This window comes from Pseudoalteromonas sp. OANN1 (assembly GCF_024124685.1).
GTDB classification, from domain to species: domain Bacteria; phylum Pseudomonadota; class Gammaproteobacteria; order Enterobacterales; family Alteromonadaceae; genus Pseudoalteromonas; species Pseudoalteromonas piscicida.
In genome coordinates, this window is the sequence record NZ_JAMXSE010000001.1 from 115033 (window position 1) to 134031 (window position 18999).

The following is an 18999-nucleotide window of genomic DNA, read 5'->3' on the forward strand; positions in this document are numbered from 1 at the left end:
CAATATATTCAAACACTTTACCTATGTCACCCTTAAAAGCAAACGGATTACATTTACACTGCACGCTGTAATATTTAAAAACCAATCACTGACCCCGTTTTTTCCTGCAACATTTCTAAATAACTCAACAACTTCAAAAATCGTTATAAAATAAATACCAGACTTTATTCTGAAATATGAACTAATAATAAACCGATTAAGATACCATCAAGGATTATAGGGGTAAAATAATAGCTATGAATAAACTGATTACTTAATTCACGAGCTGTGAGTCCAACTGCTTTACCTTTTTCAATCGCAATTTGTTGATCCTTTTCGGACCGGAGCTCTTTATTTGAGAATGGCAGTTCAATAACCTTATATTTTTTATTGTGACAGCTATCTTTAAAATTACCGCACTCAAGTAACTTCCTTGCTGCAAAAAAGCCAGTAAAGAGTTCTTTCTCCAATAAATAATAAGATGCTTCTCGCCACTGTCTTTGAATGACTCGCATAAGTAACTTGTGAGCTGCTTTTGCTAGATCTCGTTGCCAATATTCTATTGATCGTATCACTTTACACACCCAATGAATTAGTGGGCGTTTGGGAGAAGGTTTTGCTCTGTAGAGTTTCGGAGCTAATTTTAGAAAACACAGGCTCTAAGAAGTCATCTAACTGCTCAAAGTCGACTAGGTTATCTCGATTACTCCCTTCATCAAGTAGCGCTTTACATTGTTTGAAGTCTTCTTTTGAACAACTTCTAGCAACTAATAAAATATCAGCTTCAAGTCTTTCAAAAACAATATCTATAGCTTCTTCGTTCATCATACTTGAACACTCATGAACTAGCTGTTTTTCCAGTTCTTGCCCTAAATTTTCATCTGATAGAACGTTTAAATTTTTTAAATATTCATCGACATGAGAAATGAGCTGCTCTAATTGATCATGCCCTTTCAACTTATACGCAAGAATAGGGTTTATAGTAGCTAGTTCACTTAAAGCTTTTTCATATGGCTCTAATAGCCTAACCTTGATATCTAATTTTTGAGAATTATTTAAATTGGTTAAATATTGAATTATAAGCTTTTCAAATAGCTCATTAAGGCTGTGATCTTCCCAACTTGTTTCGTTGCTAACTTTCCTTAGTTTATTCTGCGAATACACCATGTATTTCTTAGCAGCAGCGCGAGGGTTAAAAGCAGACTTTAATAGTGAATATCTAATTTCTAGTAATAAATACAACACTACTCTAGCGCTCTTTTGGCGGTCTTGCATTACTTTGAAAAAATACCCCACAACCCCAAACAAAGTTGTTAAAAAGATTCCAAATAGTGTTATCAAAGCAGCAATTATTTTCCCATCAACTTCCATCGATTCTCCTTCAACCCTATCCCATATACAAAGTTTCACTGCATTGGTGGGCAATCCTAAGAAAACACTATGTTTACATAAAAAACAAATATGACAACCAAAAAGCATCAATTTGTAGCACGCTAGTTGTACGTAAAACAAAAAACCCCAGTAAATTCTGGGGCTTTTGAATTGGCCTCTGCCTTTTCGGCAGTTATATGTCATACGATGTGGTTGTTTACTTCCTGGCCTAATTTCAGCTGCCTATACGGCAGGTCACACTGAGCAACTGTTGCACCACCCTCAATGCTAATTTCCAACTGCCTATGCGGCAGGTCACACCATGACAGATAGCTCCTGGCGGTCTGTAGTATTTCCAACTGCCTATTCGGCAGGTCACTATTAAAGTTAGCTTAAAACTCTATAAATTCCATACGATTAAACCTACTTTCGGCAAATAACCTTTGTTTTACCAACAGCTCGTAACTCTTTGATATACAGCTGCACTCCTAAAGCTATTGTTATTTAAAAGGTTAACAACGGAACACTGCCTTTGTGCTCTTCATTTGTTGCAAAGCCATAGCTGTTATATGTGCTTTGTATTGAATTTGTTGGCTCTAACCTTAGATGCAGTACAAAGTCATTTTGATTGCTCTTGCTGGCGATGGGGATTTTGTGAAATGCGCTAATTTCTGTGCCGGTCGGCACGTACTGTGGGATGTATTCTTCACCGCGAGCTTCGGCTCTGCGTTTTGCGCGTTCCATTCGGCGGCGTTTTTCGCCCATAGATAACTTATCCAGACTGTGATCACGGATAATGCGAATTTCAGTGGCTTCAGCTGGTACTGGCTTTATGGCAGTTATTTCAAATAGCTTGTCGTGGGCCATCATTTCAAAATAGTTTTGCTGGCTTAGGTTTTTAAGTGTGGTTTTATCTTCACTCACAAAAGCTATTTGATTACCTAGGTGTTTGTCGGTCCATTTAGGGAAGCTTACACCAATGTGGTTGCAGCTTCGTTTGTTCATAAAACCGTGCAATATGCCAATGCAGCGGCCTGCTAATAGGGTTACATCACAATTTGTTGGTAGGTAAGTAATGGTGAAATATGCTCGGCTCATTCTTTGGTCCTTTGGAATAACCCGCCTTTGATTAAAACGGCTGCTATGTAGTGAATATGGCTGGCTTGCTCTTGGTTTTTTAGGCCGCTTTGCTCCATTTCTTTTACGTATATAGCCACTTTTTGTAGCTGTGAATAAAAGTCTAAACGGTTGCTTGGTGCGCGTCTGGCAATCACGTTTTTGTAGTCTGCGCCATATTCGTGAATCCTTAACCGTTTGTTTGCGTCTTCATCGTACCAGTCATCAATCATTTGAATGGCAGCCCCTACCTTTTGAGAATGAAAACAGGCTGCGTCTTTACCCGCTACTTGGGTATAAGCGTAAGTTCTTGCTAAGTCATCTTTTTCTGCGAATGATTGGCTTGGGTAAATCTCCTGCCCAAAGTAGGTGTCGAGCTTGGCGGTTACTTCTAAAAAGCAAAAACTGTAAGGGTCTTCTAACCCTGTTTGGATCACTTCTGTGAGTGTATGCAACGCATCTTCAGCCTCGCGCCATTTGCCATTCCAGTGTAAACGGTTTGCTTTGGTAATACTGATAGGTTCAAACCCTTCGCCAACTATCTCTAGATCCACATTGGGTGATGTTTTGTTTCGCCATAGCCACTCACACATGAGGATATTTTTGGCATAGCGCTTTGCCAACTCCCCAAAGCCACCATGCTGCTTGTAGGTGTTCATAAAACGTGTGAGCCAATAACTTACTTTTGGCTCTCCACATACGTTAGGTTCTAGGCTGTTTGCTTCTACTCTGAGTGAAAACCGGCAATAGAGTTGTTGCACGGTGGGCGGCACATAGCAAAGCTCTATGGTGTGCGGATTACCAAACGCCAAATCTTGCGGTGCAAGTTCTTTGGGTGTGGCTTCATTTTTATAGGCTTCGGCGAACCCTGACTTTTGACCTCGGATCTTTTGCCGTTCAATTTGTAGTGGTTCAAAATCGCTTTCAGTCGTTTTATAAAAAAATACCGCCTTACCTGGCGAGAGCGAGCGGGTGTATGAGAGCTGGCGCGGGAGTTTCATTAGTCGTACTCAAACTTGGCTTTTTTCATAAGCATAGATGCTTTTTTGCAATGTATGGCCCAAAACCCATGATTAAAAAAATGCCGAGCACCAGAGAGCCGAACAGTAACCGCATCTACACATTCAAGCAACCCAATAACAGGCTCAACATAGCAATGTAACTGGGTGATTGAGCCTTGCCTTGGTTTTGGTTCTTCAAGAGCTAAGTAACCCAGTGCAGCTGGCCGCATAGTAGGTCGCAGCGTTAACTGCTCAGCCAGTTCCTCAAAACTGCTTACCTCGACCGAGGTTGGATAAAGCCACGAACCACCTTTAGGCAAAGAGCGAATATGCTCAAACAATGCCTGTGGTTTTGCATAAACTTGGCACCAATCCACTTGATCATATAACGATGGCGGATGGAGCGTACCACCCGCATAGCGCGATGGAAATGCCGCTTTTAGCAGGTTTTCAGACAAGTCGTTAGCAACGGCTTGATTGTTGGTTTGCACCCTAAACACCAAATCAAAACATATATCGCACTTAGGTATTTGCATAATTGCCGAGCGCAGCGGCACACGCTTTTGACCATCCTTTTTGAGTTTGTTGGGCTCTGGTAACTGCTTGTTGTTGTGCAATTGGTACGAGCGAACATACACGGCCACACCAATCACATGTACGCCACCGCCCAGCAACTTTTGCAGCTTACGTTGAAATTGATGCCCCAAACCCTCAAGTGCGGTGATTGACGGCATACCCATTAGGTAAGGATTCGGCATTGCCTCGGCGTTATAGACGCGTAAATTCTGACAATGCACGTACTGAATATGCTCCGCCTCAAATTCATCTTCTTGATTATTTTGATGCGATAGCACATAGCTAAGTTGCGCTTTTAAGATAGGCATTAGTTCTGGGTGATAAGCGTAACGCTTTAAGCATTTAAGCCCACTCATTTGCCTGTTTAACTCTTGGCTTAAAACAAGCTCTAACTGCTTAAATTCTTGCGTGGCTAAAAGCTTTACTGGCTCAGGATCTGAGTTATTTATCGCTTCGTTTTGCGCCAACTTTATGAGCTTTTCTAACCATCCATAAAGTGCTGTTCGTAACGCTTTAGTTGCAGCAATACGTGCCAAGCGCTTTTGCCTAAGCGTATTAAACTGCTTTGACTTTGATAGCACCAGCAAAGCCTCAGTCACTGTTTTGCTATTTAATGCCGCCACATTAAAAAGCCTTTGATCGTCTTGGCTGTAGTAGTCGTTAACGGTTGTCGCACTGTAAGTTTTGGCGAAATACTTAAGCACGTTCACTCTGCCGCCCAGTACGCTAGGCAGCTCTCCCACATTTGCGGGTCGATTGTGCTCAATAACCCCACGTTTAAGCAAACCGCTGCGCGTTGCCATTTGCAGCGCAGCTAAAACGGCATGGCTCACAACAGGGGAAATACTTAAGTAGTCATGTTCAATTGGAATAAGTAACTGAGGGGTGTAATTACTAATTTGCTCGGGCAGTTCTTCATTAGGGAGCTGCGCAGCTATTTGCTCACACACTGCAATCACATCTCTTTTTAGTAACCCTAGCGCTCTAAACTGTGCTACCCAAAAGCCCTCTTGTTTTGCAAGCAGCTGTGCCAAACACACTTGTTCACCACGCCAAACAAAGCCTGTTAAAAACAACTTAGCATGATTGATTTTAGCGCTGTCGTGCGACCAGCCAAATTGCATTGGGTAACTGGCGCTGCTGACTACCCTAAACCCATCATCAACTACTTGCGCCAATAGCCTTTGGTGGCTGACTCGAATATCTGGGTACTTCAAATTATGAGTGTGATACCACTTTACTTCATCAATACAAATTTTAAGGTGTTGCTCATCACGCAACGCGGCTTTGGCGGCACTCACGCTCGTTAAGTCTTTGATGTCTTTTCGCTTGTAGGTGAGGTTAATTAGAATCACCAATGCTTGAGGTTCATTCCCTGTAATATCAACATGTTCAGAGTACGGTGCAAATGCGGCTCGTAGCGTTTGGGTAAGCTCTTTGCTTGAGGTACTTTGAAGTAGAGTGTGCAGTTCCATTGATCACCATGGTGGTACAAATTGTTGTTGGTTATTAGGCATGTTCGGTGCAAAAGACTGTTGTAGTTCAATAACCTGTCTGAGGTAAAACACGTTATCGCTAGACTTTAAAAACGTATTCTTTTTAGGTTGCTGAGCAGCTGCCAAAAAGCCCTCTTCGTATAACCTAAACACTTGCTCGGTACTTGTGCCAAGAATTACGGCGGCATCGAGCATAGAGAGTAGTAGATCACCTAAGTTTGGGTGTTTTTTCTTTGGGTTTTGCTCAACAAGCTTGGTTAAAAATGCAATGATGGCCAACTGCACTGTGTTATAGCCGTGTGAGCCAGCGCACGCCAGTTTGCTGTCTTTAAGCAAGCTACCAAATACATCATTAAATGCGGTGTGGTTAAACGGTCTAAGCTGCTTTACTTTAGCAAGTTCAGCGGTATTACTTAGTTCATCCTCAAACCCACTGGGCCAGTTAGAAAAGTAGCTTACAAACAACTCGCTAAACTCATCGTCATCATAGCTGATAGATTGCCACTGGCTAAACCAAGCCAGAAGCCCAACGAGCTTTGCAGCAGCATGACTTGCAAGGGCATTTGCCAATTTTAAATCTGCTTGATTTGCCTTTGGGCCTTGCTTGATTGCAGCACCACACTCACACTCTAAAAACGCCTCAGACGCTCTGTAATCAATTTCAGCATCACATTGCCCACATATTCTAGTTAACTGCTGATTATGCTTATGACAAGCTTTATAGGCTCTTAAATGCCAAAGGTAAGGTATGTGCGCATCTTGATTTAAACATTCCGTGCAAACAGGAATCCCAGACTTGCGAAGTAACTGACGAGGCACTAATAACCCACCACGAGAAACCGCCGTAATAGCACCAAACTGTGTATTACTGCGGAGCCAACACAAGTTGAGCAGCTCATACGCTTCAATCCTTGCTAACTGCGCAACCAACCGCAGCGCTCGAACTCGAAAATTACTCGATTGCGACGCCTTATACACATCAACCGATTGCAACTCATTTGGAAAAGCCCCTTCAAGCTCGAGATCTAGCGTTACCAGCCAATCCCACAAAATATCAGCCATATCAGCAAAACCAAGGTAACCATTGTCTTGTGACAAACGAAGCAAGTAGCTTTCAATGGTTTCATCAGGGTAAGGAGTTGTTTGAGAAAGGAGTTGCATTTTAAACCTAAACTAAGGAAAGCTTAGTTTAGGTTTAGTTCGTATTTATTACTTCGTCAAATTCATTTGGGTTTAATATGAACGCTTTGCTTTTGGAAAAAATAAACAAGCTTTTATATTTCAAAACTAGAACGAAATCAAAACCATCTCCCCAGTATAAGCTAAGCTTTTCTTCGGTAAATTTAAGGGCTTTTTCGTAGCTTAGGCATGGGCTTGAATGATTATGATAAGCTAACAAACAGTTTGAAGGGTATTGAGTATAATGTGACTTGAGTTTTTTATGCTTCTTCAAAATGGTGTCGTAAACAGATTGGGCAAACTCACGCTCAACACTGTCTCCTATCCAAGGAGCACCGGTCAGCTGATTCCTCGAAGCAACTTCCTTTAATTCTTGCTTCGTTCTCTGCGGTTGTTTCCACTTAAAAAGTGAAGGATCTACCACGTTTGCTTGCGGCAAAGTCAAAGCCTTAGCGTGATCTGGATGGATTATTTCAGTTAATTCAACTCCATAATTAGCTCCAGCCATCTCAACGTGAAAATCCGGTTTTTCTCTTTTTGTCACATTGAGCGGTAATTGCACCTTGTTAAAGCAAAAAAGTAGATTCAATGATTCACGAAAAACCCATTGCTCACATTGCTCTGAAGTCCTACCTTTTCCTCGTGGCAAAACTTTTACCTTTAGCTTCTCGAGTATCTCTTGCAACTCAATTTGAGTGTTAGCTGTGAAGTTCATCACGATAAATCTGACTCACCAGAGTTATCTTTCGCTATTTGAATAATTTGATTTCTCGCATCTCCACTCATATTACTCCACCCACGTATTAGTTCGGCTAGTTTATCTTCTTCACAATAAAAATAAGCGACAGGCACGCCCAATTCATCTGCAATACGCTTCATGGTTGTAAAGTCTGGTGCATGCTTACCTTTTTCGTACTGGTTCATTCTTGCGCTGGCCGTGTTGGGCTCCATACCTAAAGCAATGCCTAGCTGCTGTTGTGTGTAGCCAGCAGCTTTGCGGGCTTCTTTAAGGCGTAAGGGCGTTGGTGATTCCATGAGTACCTTAGCTACTAACTTCAATAGCTAAGATTCTCTTAGTATAGCGCCCACTTTGGTACTAAGGAATACTTAGTTAAGTAAGGCGTAATTTTTAAGTATATTTTTAAATCGACTGTAATAAAGAGCGCAAGGAATGAAACATTGCTCATTTTTGCACGCAACAAACTAGGTAAACTAGTCTCAATTAATGACGTTCCAAATGGCAAGTTATGTCAATGCACATGTCCTGGCTGTGATGATAAACTCATAGCAAGAAACAGAGGGAAGATAAAAGCACACTCCTTTGCGCACACCTCAAAGCCCGAGAAAAGCTCTTGCTTAATGACTGCTCTACATAGGTTCGCGCAAGAATATTTAGCCGCTCAAGAGCAAATATTACTTCCTTCCGTTGAATGTAAACACATGAATAAAACCAAAGTACGGCCTCCAAAACCCGTCAAAATCTTACAAGGTTCGGTAGAGTCGCCCTTGGATAAATACAAAATGGATGTTGAACTGGAAACATCTGTGGGAAAAATATTCATCGAAGTTAAAGTCACTGCTCCCTGTAGCGATGAGAAAGTAAACTTTATAAAAAGCAACAAAGTACCAACGCTAGAAGTCGACCTATCTCAATTCATTGAGCAGCCCTTGGAAGCTGTTATTGATGCGCTTCGTAATATAGAGCTTTACTCAAATTGGATTTATTGCTGGTGTGATGACGCTCTCAAAAATGAGATAGAAAAAGAGGTCGAAGCTGAACGGCTCGCTGCCCAACGAGCATTAGACCTAGAAGTAGAGCGCAAGAAAAAAATAACCAAGCGAGCAATTGATAACCTGACTAGGAATAGCGCTATCGGTTTACCCGCAAAAGAGTTCCCATTTACAACATTTATCGGGGCCAGAGAGTATAAATTACAAGCGAAAGTACTCAATGCTGCTTCTTGGAACTTCAACAACTTCAATGTGATTATCGAGACTGATGACTACATATTAGCGACTTGCCAAATGCTGAGCAAAAAAGGAAAGGAAGGTAATAAACTTTATATACTCTTCCCTTTTAATAACAGTGCATTACGAGATTTTAAACCTGTGCCTAACTCTGCAGTACTTTGCAGATTGTTTAGAAAAGGAAGCTATCCTTATAAGTGGCTATCATTCCCTGAGCCAAGCCCTCATAAGCTGCAACAGGCTCAACTTAAAGCAAAACAGCTAAAACGTGAATCACTCGAATATTTTGAGAGCTATACCTAAATTGTGGCTAGCTCTAGCCTTATCAAACTGCTCACTTGTCCTTTTCAATACTTCGCATAAGCTTTTTATCCGTGTCACACTGAATCCTTTTACGGTTTTTAATAGAGGTTTCGACTTCCGTTTTTACTTCATTAAAAACCTGCTCAAACGACCACTTCGAAGCTTCTTTTTCAGGAAGGTTGCAAGTATTGCGAAGGCGCTCAATTAATGAGCAAACCAATAAACCTACCTTTGAATACTGCAATTTCCTTTCATCAAATATTTCATCGAAATCTGGTGGGTTATAAGCATATTCAATAGCTTCAGAAACTTTCAGTTTTGCATCATTCACCTTCTCTGGAATCAGCAGCAGGTCATATAAAAGCTCCTTGTCTAATGACTTCCAATTTACATCTAAATCTATTAGAGAAAGCTCAGGTTGCTCAGCTGTAACACGGCGCTCACCCTCAGCATCTAATTTACCATTGTCACATACGACTTCAGTGCATTTGGATAGGAAGTTTTCAAGGTAAGCTGTTACAATAATCGCTAGATAATATTGTTCAGATTTCAACCTCCCCCTCTCATTAATCCAATCTTTTAAAATGGCAAAAGAGAAGCCTAAGCAACTACCTATTATCAAAATTATTAATTTTTCTATCATGTCAGTTTTCCACAAACTCATATAACCTTGGCAGGTTTTAATCTACCGGAGCTCATTCGTTGCCCGTACCGAACAGTAAATAAACGTACTATTCGAAACCGTAAAGTAGAGGTAGAAATTGAGCAAGCCTGTATTATGCATTTTAATGTGCACTAGCTGCCCCCCTTCGGTTCAGGTCTATGACAATCACTTCTATTGCACTAACTGTTGGATATTCTTTGGATATTGAAGTCCAATAATTCATCAGCGCATCACGTAATTCATCAAGAGAAACACTTTGGTTATCTATTTGCCAACTCTTATTTGTATTGGCTGAAACCAAGAGAAATACACCACAAGATGCTCCATTGGCTCTGAGGTAGTCACCAACTAATTGGTTTCTTAGTCGCTCACACAACTGGTTTCCTGACCAGCTTTTGTCTAATAATTTCAATTCAATAGGTACTGGCGCATTGACGTAGTTGCTGTTGAGCCAAATATCCATTCTTTGACCATTTGTTAATTCAGGTTCTTGAGCAGTTGTGTATTGATCTCGGCAATTTTGATTAAGCCAACCAGTTACTAAGTTGCGCACCTCATTTTCTTGCTCGGCCTTTTGCCAAGTTCTCCATGGGCTATCGTTTCCTTGCTCTAGCCAAATTTTCATGTTCTTCAGTTTCAAGACTCCCAACTCAAACAACTGCTTATGGGTTCTTGGAGTGACTAACTGATAGGTAGCATACTGACAAACTTGCTCACAACTCCATGGCTCCAAATCGGCATCGGCTTCAGCTCTTTTATATGCTTGCTTTTTCATCCAATGACGGTAATTAGGTTCTGGATGCTCTTGTTCTAACTCTTTCATCGCATCATAAGCAGCTTTGTCTGGTAACTCAGATAGTAGTGAGAAAAGGCGGTGTCTAGCAGCTTGTGCATCATCTCGAAGTCCAGGCATGTAAGCCCCACCTGTAGATCTGTCGATATCATCTTCAGCTCGGATAAACCTATACGCTAAAATATAAAGTTGTTTTAAGTATCGAGGGGTAATGTATGTTTCCATGCCCCCAATTCCCCCGCGACCACTTCTATCACCAACCAAATAAGCTACAAAGGTTTCAGCGGTAACTTTAGCTTGCTCAACAGATAACCCTTCTAACCACACTTCAAGCTCTGGTATTGCTTGCTCGGCTTCCCAGTCGACCCACATGGCGTACCAACGAGCCTGAATTTCAGTAGGAGTTCCTCTGCTTATCTCGCGTTTTGCCAATGCGACCAGAGCTTCTCTAGGATATTTCCCACCAACCATGATCTGGACACAATACTCTGGAAACTTAATGATTTTTTCTGGGTTGTTATATAGCCAGTCGAATATCGCGGGAGCAATAGCTTCATGTACCCATGGAGCTTGGTGCAGTATATTACTTAATATGTAGTGCACTTTGTCATCTTTAGAGGCATATTCAAGCTCCCAGATGACTTCTTTTGCCATCGCCTCAGTCGTTGCTAATGGATAAACTTTGAATAGATCTTCAAGCCAACTAGGGAAGCCATTGAGTTCTTTACCTAGAAACCTCAATGCTTGATTTAATTCGGTGTCTGAGAGGTTATGAGGGAATGCTGATGACTCGCGCGATTCGATTTCAAGGCCAGCAAGGGCAACAATAAGAGCATAAGAGTGACTATTTATATACGACCTGTGCTCTGACTGCAGAGGCACATTAAAACTGCGCCATAACTTTTGTGCTATTTCTCGGTACTCCATTGCCACTTTTTCACCAAACTCAGGTATAAGTTTTTGCCAATCAGCTCCACCTGTTCTTGTCGTAATTAGCCCTTCTTGAACAATTTCGGAGTAAAGCCATACAATGTTATTGGATATTTCACCATTGTTAAGAAGCGATTTCGCCACGAGTTGATTTGGTGCACTACGTAGGCTCTGGATCCACTCTTGCCGTTGCTGCTGTTCTTTTTTTTCTACAACTTCTTGCCTTTTTCTTCTGGCATAAAGTCGCCTTTGAGTGTCACTAATTTCAGTTAGTGTTGGACCAAGCCTTGCTTGCATTAACCCTTGCAAGGAAGAGTTAGTCTGAGCTGCTACTTTCAACTCATCTAATATCTTTTTAGGTTTATCGGCCCACCAGTAAAGTCTAATCACCGTACTCAACGCGACCAACTGATCGTCCAGAAACTCTAGACTAGGAATACTATTCAATAGTCTTGTATATGAACTTTCATCAAACTCCCAAAAACAATTGTGACTAGACACATCCCAATTATCTGTAACACTTTGCCCTTCTCTCTGAAGGTGAGTCCGTGTTTGATGTATAGTCTCCCAATATAAAGCATCATTCAGTGCTGACCACTTCGGGATTAGCTCTCCTAGACTATCTTCATAATCATCATATTCCCTATATCCCCAAGATTTAACTTGTGAAATATAGATTAGTACAGACAAGGCTCTTTGTGACAAAGCCAACTCACACTTTGATTCAATCATTTTTTCCAACATCAATGCGGCATAACTAATCAACCAAGCATGATTTGCTGAAACCTTGCAATATTCATCGTCTATGAATGGTGTACACCTAAACAGCCTATCCAAGCCATCTAGTAGCTTATTTAGCACCTCAGCGTTATTATCAATTGTAACTTTACATATAAAGTCATCCATTGCATTGCGCAAAGAGTAGAAGTCACTTTTTCTTTTATCACAATCAATTACTTCAAGGGACTTTAGTAGGTGTTCAACATTGTGTACATTAGGGCAGGCCTCTTCCAACAGTTCAGCTAATAGACGTTGCTCAATAGCATGATCTGAGTTATTTAATTTAGCCCATAATTCTGCACTATGGTTGGGTTCAGCCAATGTTGCAATTGCCCTCACACTAGCTACTCTGGCATATTTATCTCTGTTAGCATCCTGAGCAATTTTCTCAAACAACGCTAAAGCATCAACCATTTTTCCTTGCCATACTAAACGCCCCAGAAAAAAAATGGCATCATCGTTATCAAAATACTCTTTTATTAATTCGACCGTTTTAGGTGTTAAGTCTTCTCCGGCAATTCTTGCTATAGCAGAATTGTCTCTAGCACCACGGCCATCTTCATTAGTTGCAATTTCAAACACAATCTTCTCTAGCAACTGTTCTCGTGTCGGTAGTGGCAATATGGCTGGATCGCCGCCTTCAACAGCTATTTCCGGTGCAATACTTATTGCCTGCTGATAGAAAGTATCATCAAATAGAATCAACCAGCTTAAAACTGAGCGAAGCCTTGGTGTAATTATTTGTTCGCCATATTGCTCCTTGAAAAAAAGCGCGGCGATTGAGCTTCTACCAGCTCCAGATTGCAGCAAAGAGTAAAACCACTCTGCTGCTAATAACTCTCTGATTTCTCTGTGACGGAATCTAACCGTATCGTAAATAATATCATTGAAGATACCCAGTTCTAGTAGTGCTCGAATATCTTTTGGAGCCCAATCACTTAATACTTCACAGGCGTGTATTCCTTTCAGTTTTAATATTGAATCTGGAATAACTATGCCAGCGGTATCAGTTAATATAACTGCAGCCGCTAGCTTACGGGCCCCATTTAAGGCTTGTTCCAAAACCAAGTGTTGGCTGCCGGCTCTATCAACAGAGTGTTGTTCGGTCAATTTTGATTTTATATTGTGCTTTAAAAGATCTATTCGACTACCAAGAACGCCTGCCTCTCGCCATTTATCAATGATGTTTTCCAGATCAAAAGGGCGCTCTGCTAAGGCCCACAAATTCAACCGTTCTATTTCTTCTAGAAGAGAGTCAACACTCTGTGCATCACGCGCTTCACAGTAACTTTTTACTCTGTCACTATCTAGCGGCTTAAGCATCACCACGGTTAACGCACTAAGATCATTCTCGGCCTCGGCACCATCATGGACTGAAGGCTCTTTCGTATTCTGGCACTGAGGTAGATATAATTTATTTTCTACAATACTTCTATCTTCTTTTGGCCTCCACGCATAAGGTCGACTGGAAATAAATATATGCGCTCGGTGTTTAGCATTTGAGATGCATGTGGCGAATCTATTAATAGCTTTTTTGAAAGCATTTGGGTTTGTTAATCGAGCTTCATCAACTGAGTCTAAAAAAAACCAAGCTTCGCCACTCCCATCTAACCACTCTCTAAACTCCTGCTGAGAACCTATTTCAAACGCTTCCTCAAAGTCGCTATCAATGTCTTCGATACGAATAAAAAAAGATGTAACACCTCGCTTCATCAAATTGGAAGCCTGCTGCCTAAACTCTTCGGTTTTGCCTGCTCCTGCCTCTGCAAGTATGATGCAACGGTATTCTTTTAGTACATCGCGCCAACCTTTCTCCTTAGAACTACCAAAAAAAGAACCCCACTCATCTTGGTATTCCTTTTCCTGATTTTCAGGTATCAAAGCAAAAGCTCTGTTTAAGTTTATGTAGTTTTCCATAAGCTCCTTACTGCTTTGATATATGAAGTGCAAACTAACTCTTGAGTTAAAAGCTGTTGATTTTTAATGTTATCTTATTTGCGTAAGCTAAAGTCAAACCTTTGCGTTTTGGCGTCTGTACAATTCACTTCTTCAACAACTGCACCAACGGCACTTTCTTACAAAACTGGGTATCTATAAATGGATCTTCATCATGAGGCCCATCGGGTTTAAACGTGGAATACTGTTCCACCTCACAGCCTTGAATTTTATTAACATTCATCTCAAATACATTGTCGAGTTCTGGCCGCCATGCCTTAAACGCAGAACTTAAGCATTGCTTGTTGAGCGTTACTGCATCACAGATGAGTGCTTCAGTAAGTGCTGAGTCTAAGAAGTTTTTCAGCTTTCTAAGGCAACCATTTGAAATGGCAAAAAGTGATAATGCGATATCCAAATCCTCAAAACGAGGCTTGTCTGAAAATGGCAATCGATTTGCAAACCCCTTAAGAACACGAATAAATAGTTGAAGCTCTTTTTTCTCTGATATTTTAAAGTAAGGAATAAAGCGGCGAATAAAAATACGTGATGACCACTGAGGCTCATCGGCTATTTGATCTATCCAAGGCATACCGACTAGTACAATGGAGATCCCCGCTTTTTCATTGATGTATTTAAACTGGTTGGCGATGTCTCGGCGCTTTTTGCCTAGATTGTTTTCAACAAGCTCTTGAAACTCATCAATAATAATTAGCTCTGTACCTGAACGCTTTAATTGCTCAACTAAACTTTCAGCCAACGCTATTTCATTGCCATGTTTAAGTCGTTTGCTAGATTTAGCACCAAACTGTCCAAGGTCGTGCAGTAACTGCTTTAAGGTGGATTCAATTGATGGGTTACTCGGTATTCGGCTCAGCAGTACAGGTACTTTGCGCCTACCATCAGCAAAGTGTGGTGGGTTGTTATCGTAATAATGTTGAATCAGTGCCGATTTGCCACAGCCAGTATCGCCACTTAACATCATGCACGGCTTTTCACCTGCAAGGTCGTGGTGCAAACGCAATTTGTCAAAATCGTTTATGATGGTCTTTGGTATGGTGTATTCAATAAACACCGCTTTGAATTGATTGAGTTTTGCCTTTTTAGCCTCGGTCAGCATAACTAAAACGCCTCAAGATCTGAGACAAAATCATCCCAGTTGTCATCGTCTTTTGGCTGAACCGTTTTTATCTCTTCTTTGTTTTTAGGGGGTAAGGCTGGAGCTGCAATAGAGGTCAGGTTTTCATTGTTAATATTTTTAGCTCTAGCAATTGCTTTCACACCTTTAACTTTTGCTTTTCTGAGGGCTTGGGAAACTTCTTTTACTTCCTCTTCAATGCGCTCGTTAATGTAGAGCCTAGCCTTAGCTAAACTTACTTCATCAACTTTTTCATAAGTATTTTCTCTTAAAAGGCGAACATTTATCTTATGCATATCAAGCGAAAGGCCTTGAATTTGTTCTTGCTTCGGGCTCACACTTGGCACCGTAATATAGCCATCTTCACCTTTTATAAATACGTAAATTTCAGAGAGATCGTTTGGATTTATTTTGATAGTTACTTTTCTTGATTCTTTTCGTGCCATTAGCTTTCGCAGGCTAGAAAGCTCATCACTATCATACCTAATGTGTTCATATGTAATACCACCTTTGCGTATGGTGCGCTCAGTGGTAATACCTAGAACGACATCTAAATCTTCTATTTCTTGAGCATCTAACGTATACACTGGCGTTTTCTCATTCCCTTCTTGCCACAATTCATATGGTATATAGCGGTAACGTGAATCAGGCTCCTTATGATAAACATCTATAACCCACTTATGAAACTGATGAACATATGTACTAAACCGAACATGAGCATATTTCTTTGGATCATAATCATGCTTTTCAGCTATGTTTGAGAAGGTTTTCCCGGGGATATCACCATTGTACTTATTGTTGATCGTCTTAAATGCACCTTCTACAAAAGGCTTATGCCAAGGACGTTCTATTTTGTTAAATTGGATATTTGTAACTACCTGACGGCAAGCAGAGTCTAACGAGTCACACCAAAACTCACAGGCGTTATCAACCACTAAAGTACCTATCTTTCCATGACACGGCCAATCACCTGTTATATCAGGATATCTACTTACGATAGACTCCTTTGGTATCATTGCTTGCCGTATAGCCTGCATTACAGCGACATAGCCCGGGCTTTTAAAACCAATATGAAATCCAATAATGCACCGGCTATATACATCCATCAGCAATGTTAGATTGGCCCGCCCCAAAGGCACGAGTGTTTCATCATCAAGCAAAATTACATCCAATGGAGTGTGATCAATTTCTACTCTTTCTAAAGGCCGTAGGGGTAAGGTGTGACTATCAACTGTGGCAAACTCAATATCTGCAAGCCGTTTGCCATATCTATCCACCATCAGATCATATTGAGGTAAGCTATCTATTCTGTTTTTGAATGCTTTGTAAGACAAAGCTTTTAAAGGCGTAGAGATTACCGAATCGTTCTCCAATGTTATGAGATCTTTGTAATATCTATACACCGCCGCAACAGATAGGCGCTCTTTTGTGCGATATCGAGTTAACGCCATCTCAAAAAATTTGTCTGTCTCTGAATGTGTATTTCTATTGCCCTTGCGGTCGTGCCTCGGAACGAGTGAAAGTATGTTTCCGCCTGACTCTACATATAACTTGTGCCATCTTGCTAGCGTTCGCCATGATGGAACCTTTTCACCTTCAAAGCTTGGGATATCTTTTAACAACAACGTTAAGTTTTTCTCCGTCCATCCTCCAATCAATCGTTTTGAAATCCATTGCAAATATTTAGTTCGAGCAACTGCTGTTTGTTGGATGTTTTTAGGATATGTAGCTAAGTCTCGATTAATTGACTTCGACTCAATGGGCTTAAATAGTGCAGGCTCATTAGTAAACTCATCTTCAAAACCAAAATCATCTTTATTCATCACGCCATACCAGTGAATCTAAGCTGAGCTTAGAAGAAAGATCAGAGCTAATTTTACCAAGAGTTAACAGCCTACAAATTGAAGAAAAGATATCACCCACGGTTACTTTGATAAGTTGGGTAAGTTCACCAACACGAAGTTTTTTATAACGAGCAAGTAGATTAAGAATAGTAAGTTGTAACTCTGTAAGTGCTTGATACCCTGCATATTGATGTAATAGCTTAAGATTATCCAGCATGGGTTCAATACAAATCTGTGCATCTGTCACTAAGACAAGATCAATTCCGAGATCTTCTCTAGCTGTTTTGCGTTTTTGAGTGAATCGAGCAATAAAATCTGAGCTTTCCGTTTTATATTTAGGCTTAATTTCAATCAGTTGCTGTTTATTTGATGTATTGGTAAGCAGAAAGTCAGGTGTATACCTGTTGCTTTTCCCTTCAAATTCATACATGAAACCTAGGGGCTGCGCTTCAAAACTTTTTATTTTAGGGGAGTATTCAAAATGAAAGCATGCATCATACTCAAGTGAGCTTTCGACTAAACACATACAATTGTTCTTTGCGCTGGCAAATTTGTATAAGTTTTTTACTCTGGAATGTTTGAGCTTCCGCCTAATCATTATTAGATCCAACGAGTTGTGCTCATTAATAATTAGACTATGACAGGTTATTATGCAAATTCTGACAGGTTTGAAGGGCTAATATGACAACTTATACTTCAAACAACACATATAGAGGTTTGGGTGGCAGTCTTACCAGCCACATCCCGGCACACAAGTCATACGCTGTGGCTGCTTCGTTCCCGACCTGACCAGATTCACGTACTATTGTTGCGAGAGGACCAATAAGACTACCATTGAGGGCCTTGTTTGGCGCGGGAAGAATTATCTCGAAGATTGCAGGGGGATGCAAGGGAAAAGTCAAAAAGCTTGACTAACTGGGTGATGTTTAAACAGTTTGCCAAGCTTTTGTGGATTTTATGAGGCTGTGCGCTTATTTGTTCAACGCAATTTTGATTTCTTCTAGGCGCTTTTTCACTTTCTTCATGTTTTCAGGGCCCATTCTTAAAAACTGTTTTTGCGCCGGAGAAAGTTGCTCCCATTCTGCATAAGCATATTTATAGGTAACTGAGTCTTTTACCAAAGGCAGTGCGGTGTCTGGAATGGGTGTTGCCAACAACTCGTCGATTGCATCCGTTAACGTGCCGTTGAATGCATCTCCTTCGTAGCCTATTTCTTCGTATGCTTCTTCAAATAATGGTTTGTATTGGTCATATAGTCTAACCACTTGCGCGGTACTCATGGTGTCGAACATGGCGACATAAGGTGTGTAACGCTCGTAGCTGTTAGGATCGGTAATAATAATGTCGTCATCAATTACGCTAAAGCCATCTTGCGGCTTCACCACTGGTGCGTGGTTTTCTGCCACTTTACCCTTTGCTAGGTTATCTACATAAACTACCGTGCGGCGGATCACGTCGTCATCTGCCAGCAATTTTACCGCTTGATTAGAAAGATAATTCGATACCGCTTCTTTAATTTCTGTATCACTTTGTGAAAGCGGTGGTAGCGTTACTTCAGGTTCAACCGGTTCTACTTGCTCTGGCTCGATTTGCTCTCGTTGCGGTGGCAAGGTTACTTCAGGCTCAACCACTTGCTCAGGTGGTGTTTCTCTTGCGGTATTGACCAGTGGCGTTTCGGTTTGTTCAGGCACAACAATATCTTGTTTTACCTTTTGGTTTTCCGTCGATGGAGTGTCTTTTTGTGCTAGCACAAATACAGCCACAATAATCAACGCTAGTACAACTACTGCGGCAAATAACAACTGGCTGTTAGAAGGTCTTTTATTACCTTCTTGATGATTCTCTGACATGGGGACTCCCTCTTCGTCATTGTTGATACGCGTTAATGTAAAACTATCACCAAATACTTGACTAATAACTTAATGC

The 18999-nt window shown here is 41.0% G+C and carries 15 protein-coding genes and 1 other RNA gene; 1 reads left to right on the forward strand and 15 read right to left on the reverse strand.

Annotated elements, in window-relative coordinates; translation table 11 throughout:
- Nucleotides 1–164 precede the first annotated feature (164 nt).
- The 8 genes from NH462_RS00565 to NH462_RS00600 form a co-directional block, all read right to left on the reverse strand.
- Entirely contained in the window at nt 165–494 is a 330-nt protein-coding gene (locus NH462_RS00565) for a hypothetical protein (protein ID WP_253103227.1), read from the reverse strand.
- A 61-nt stretch (nt 495–555) separates the two neighbouring features.
- Nucleotides 556–1350, reverse strand: a complete 795-nt coding sequence (locus NH462_RS00570) for a hypothetical protein (protein WP_253103229.1) — start codon at nt 1348–1350, stop codon at nt 556–558.
- Between the two features lie 504 nt (nt 1351–1854).
- On the reverse strand, nt 1855–2448 hold the full coding sequence (cas6f, locus tag NH462_RS00575) for a type I-F CRISPR-associated endoribonuclease Cas6/Csy4 (protein ID WP_253103231.1): 594 nt from the start codon (nt 2446–2448) through the stop codon (nt 1855–1857).
- Complete coding sequence (gene csy3, locus NH462_RS00580) at nt 2445–3467, reverse strand: type I-F CRISPR-associated protein Csy3 (RefSeq protein ID WP_253103233.1); 1023 nt, start codon at nt 3465–3467, stop codon at nt 2445–2447. The genes cas6f and csy3 overlap by 4 nt, the downstream gene beginning before the upstream one ends.
- Nucleotides 3467–5518, reverse strand: coding sequence for a type I-F CRISPR-associated protein Csy2 (locus tag NH462_RS00585; protein ID WP_253103239.1), 2052 nt, complete (start codon nt 5516–5518; stop codon nt 3467–3469). Before NH462_RS00585 ends, csy3 begins: the two co-directional genes overlap by 1 nt.
- A gap of 3 nt (nt 5519–5521) precedes the next feature.
- A complete protein-coding gene (locus tag NH462_RS00590; protein ID WP_253103241.1) occupies nt 5522–6700 on the reverse strand; it encodes a TniQ family protein in 1179 nt (392 codons plus the stop codon).
- Nucleotides 6701–6734: 34 nt separating this feature from the next.
- The gene (locus NH462_RS00595) at nt 6735–7436 is read right to left on the reverse strand and encodes a hypothetical protein (RefSeq protein WP_253103243.1); all 702 of its coding nucleotides are present in this window, start codon (nt 7434–7436) and stop codon (nt 6735–6737) included.
- A complete protein-coding gene (locus tag NH462_RS00600) occupies nt 7433–7753 on the reverse strand; it encodes a helix-turn-helix transcriptional regulator (protein WP_253103245.1) in 321 nt (106 codons plus the stop codon). The genes NH462_RS00595 and NH462_RS00600 overlap by 4 nt, the downstream gene beginning before the upstream one ends.
- Nucleotides 7754–8158: 405 nt before the next feature.
- Between NH462_RS00600 and NH462_RS00605 the strand changes: the two genes are divergently transcribed.
- Nucleotides 8159–8989 (forward strand): hypothetical protein, encoded by an 831-nt coding sequence (locus NH462_RS00605; RefSeq protein ID WP_253103247.1) that lies wholly within the window; start codon nt 8159–8161, stop codon nt 8987–8989.
- 31 nt (nt 8990–9020) lie between these two features.
- Here the strand turns inward: NH462_RS00605 and NH462_RS00610 are convergent, their stop codons facing one another.
- From NH462_RS00610 to NH462_RS00640, 7 genes are all read right to left on the reverse strand, one after another.
- A complete protein-coding gene (locus NH462_RS00610) occupies nt 9021–9632 on the reverse strand; it encodes a hypothetical protein (protein WP_253103249.1) in 612 nt (203 codons plus the stop codon).
- Nucleotides 9633–9774: 142 nt separating this feature from the next.
- Complete coding sequence (locus tag NH462_RS00615) at nt 9775–14073, reverse strand: hypothetical protein (RefSeq protein WP_253103251.1); 4299 nt, start codon at nt 14071–14073, stop codon at nt 9775–9777.
- A 124-nt stretch (nt 14074–14197) separates the two neighbouring features.
- The gene (locus tag NH462_RS00620; RefSeq protein WP_253103253.1) at nt 14198–15211 is read right to left on the reverse strand and encodes a TniB family NTP-binding protein; all 1014 of its coding nucleotides are present in this window, start codon (nt 15209–15211) and stop codon (nt 14198–14200) included.
- Between the two features lie 2 nt (nt 15212–15213).
- Nucleotides 15214–17052 carry a Mu transposase C-terminal domain-containing protein gene (locus NH462_RS00625; RefSeq protein WP_253103255.1) on the reverse strand — a complete coding sequence of 613 codons (1839 nt, stop codon included), beginning with the start codon at nt 17050–17052 and terminating at the stop codon, nt 15214–15216.
- Entirely contained in the window at nt 17045–17599 is a 555-nt protein-coding gene (locus NH462_RS00630) for a Tn7 transposase TnsA N-terminal domain-containing protein (RefSeq protein WP_253103263.1), read from the reverse strand. The genes NH462_RS00625 and NH462_RS00630 overlap by 8 nt, the downstream gene beginning before the upstream one ends.
- 202 nt (nt 17600–17801) lie before the next feature.
- Nucleotides 17802–17898: signal recognition particle sRNA small type (ffs, locus tag NH462_RS00635), an RNA gene on the reverse strand.
- A gap of 146 nt (nt 17899–18044) precedes the next feature.
- Nucleotides 18045–18923: a DUF3014 domain-containing protein gene (locus NH462_RS00640; protein ID WP_010371393.1), complete on the reverse strand. Its 879-nt coding sequence runs from the start codon at nt 18921–18923 to the stop codon at nt 18045–18047.
- Nucleotides 18924–18999: the final 76 nt, after the last annotated feature.

Bases quoted from the DNA above. Each gene is read 5' to 3' on its own strand.
- NH462_RS00600 (WP_253103245.1), bottom strand. From the start codon at position 7,753: ATGGAATCACCAACGCCCTTACGCCTTAAAGAAGCCCGCAAAGCTGCT.
- NH462_RS00630 (WP_253103263.1), bottom strand. From the start codon at position 17,599: ATGTGTTTAGTCGAAAGCTCACTTGAGTATGATGCATGCTTTCATTTT.
- cas6f (WP_253103231.1), bottom strand. From the start codon at position 2,448: ATGAGCCGAGCATATTTCACCATTACTTACCTACCAACAAATTGTGAT.
- NH462_RS00570 (WP_253103229.1), bottom strand. From the start codon at position 1,350: ATGGAAGTTGATGGGAAAATAATTGCTGCTTTGATAACACTATTTGGA.
- NH462_RS00565 (WP_253103227.1), bottom strand. From the start codon at position 494: ATGCGAGTCATTCAAAGACAGTGGCGAGAAGCATCTTATTATTTATTG.
- NH462_RS00640 (WP_010371393.1), bottom strand. From the start codon at position 18,923: ATGTCAGAGAATCATCAAGAAGGTAATAAAAGACCTTCTAACAGCCAG.
- csy3 (WP_253103233.1), bottom strand. From the start codon at position 3,467: ATGAAACTCCCGCGCCAGCTCTCATACACCCGCTCGCTCTCGCCAGGT.
- NH462_RS00590 (WP_253103241.1), bottom strand. From the start codon at position 6,700: ATGCAACTCCTTTCTCAAACAACTCCTTACCCTGATGAAACCATTGAA.
- NH462_RS00620 (WP_253103253.1), bottom strand. From the start codon at position 15,211: ATGCTGACCGAGGCTAAAAAGGCAAAACTCAATCAATTCAAAGCGGTG.
- NH462_RS00615 (WP_253103251.1), bottom strand. From the start codon at position 14,073: ATGGAAAACTACATAAACTTAAACAGAGCTTTTGCTTTGATACCTGAA.
- NH462_RS00605 (WP_253103247.1), top strand. From the start codon at position 8,159: ATGAATAAAACCAAAGTACGGCCTCCAAAACCCGTCAAAATCTTACAA.
- NH462_RS00585 (WP_253103239.1), bottom strand. From the start codon at position 5,518: ATGGAACTGCACACTCTACTTCAAAGTACCTCAAGCAAAGAGCTTACC.
- NH462_RS00610 (WP_253103249.1), bottom strand. From the start codon at position 9,632: ATGATAGAAAAATTAATAATTTTGATAATAGGTAGTTGCTTAGGCTTC.
- NH462_RS00625 (WP_253103255.1), bottom strand. From the start codon at position 17,052: ATGAATAAAGATGATTTTGGTTTTGAAGATGAGTTTACTAATGAGCCT.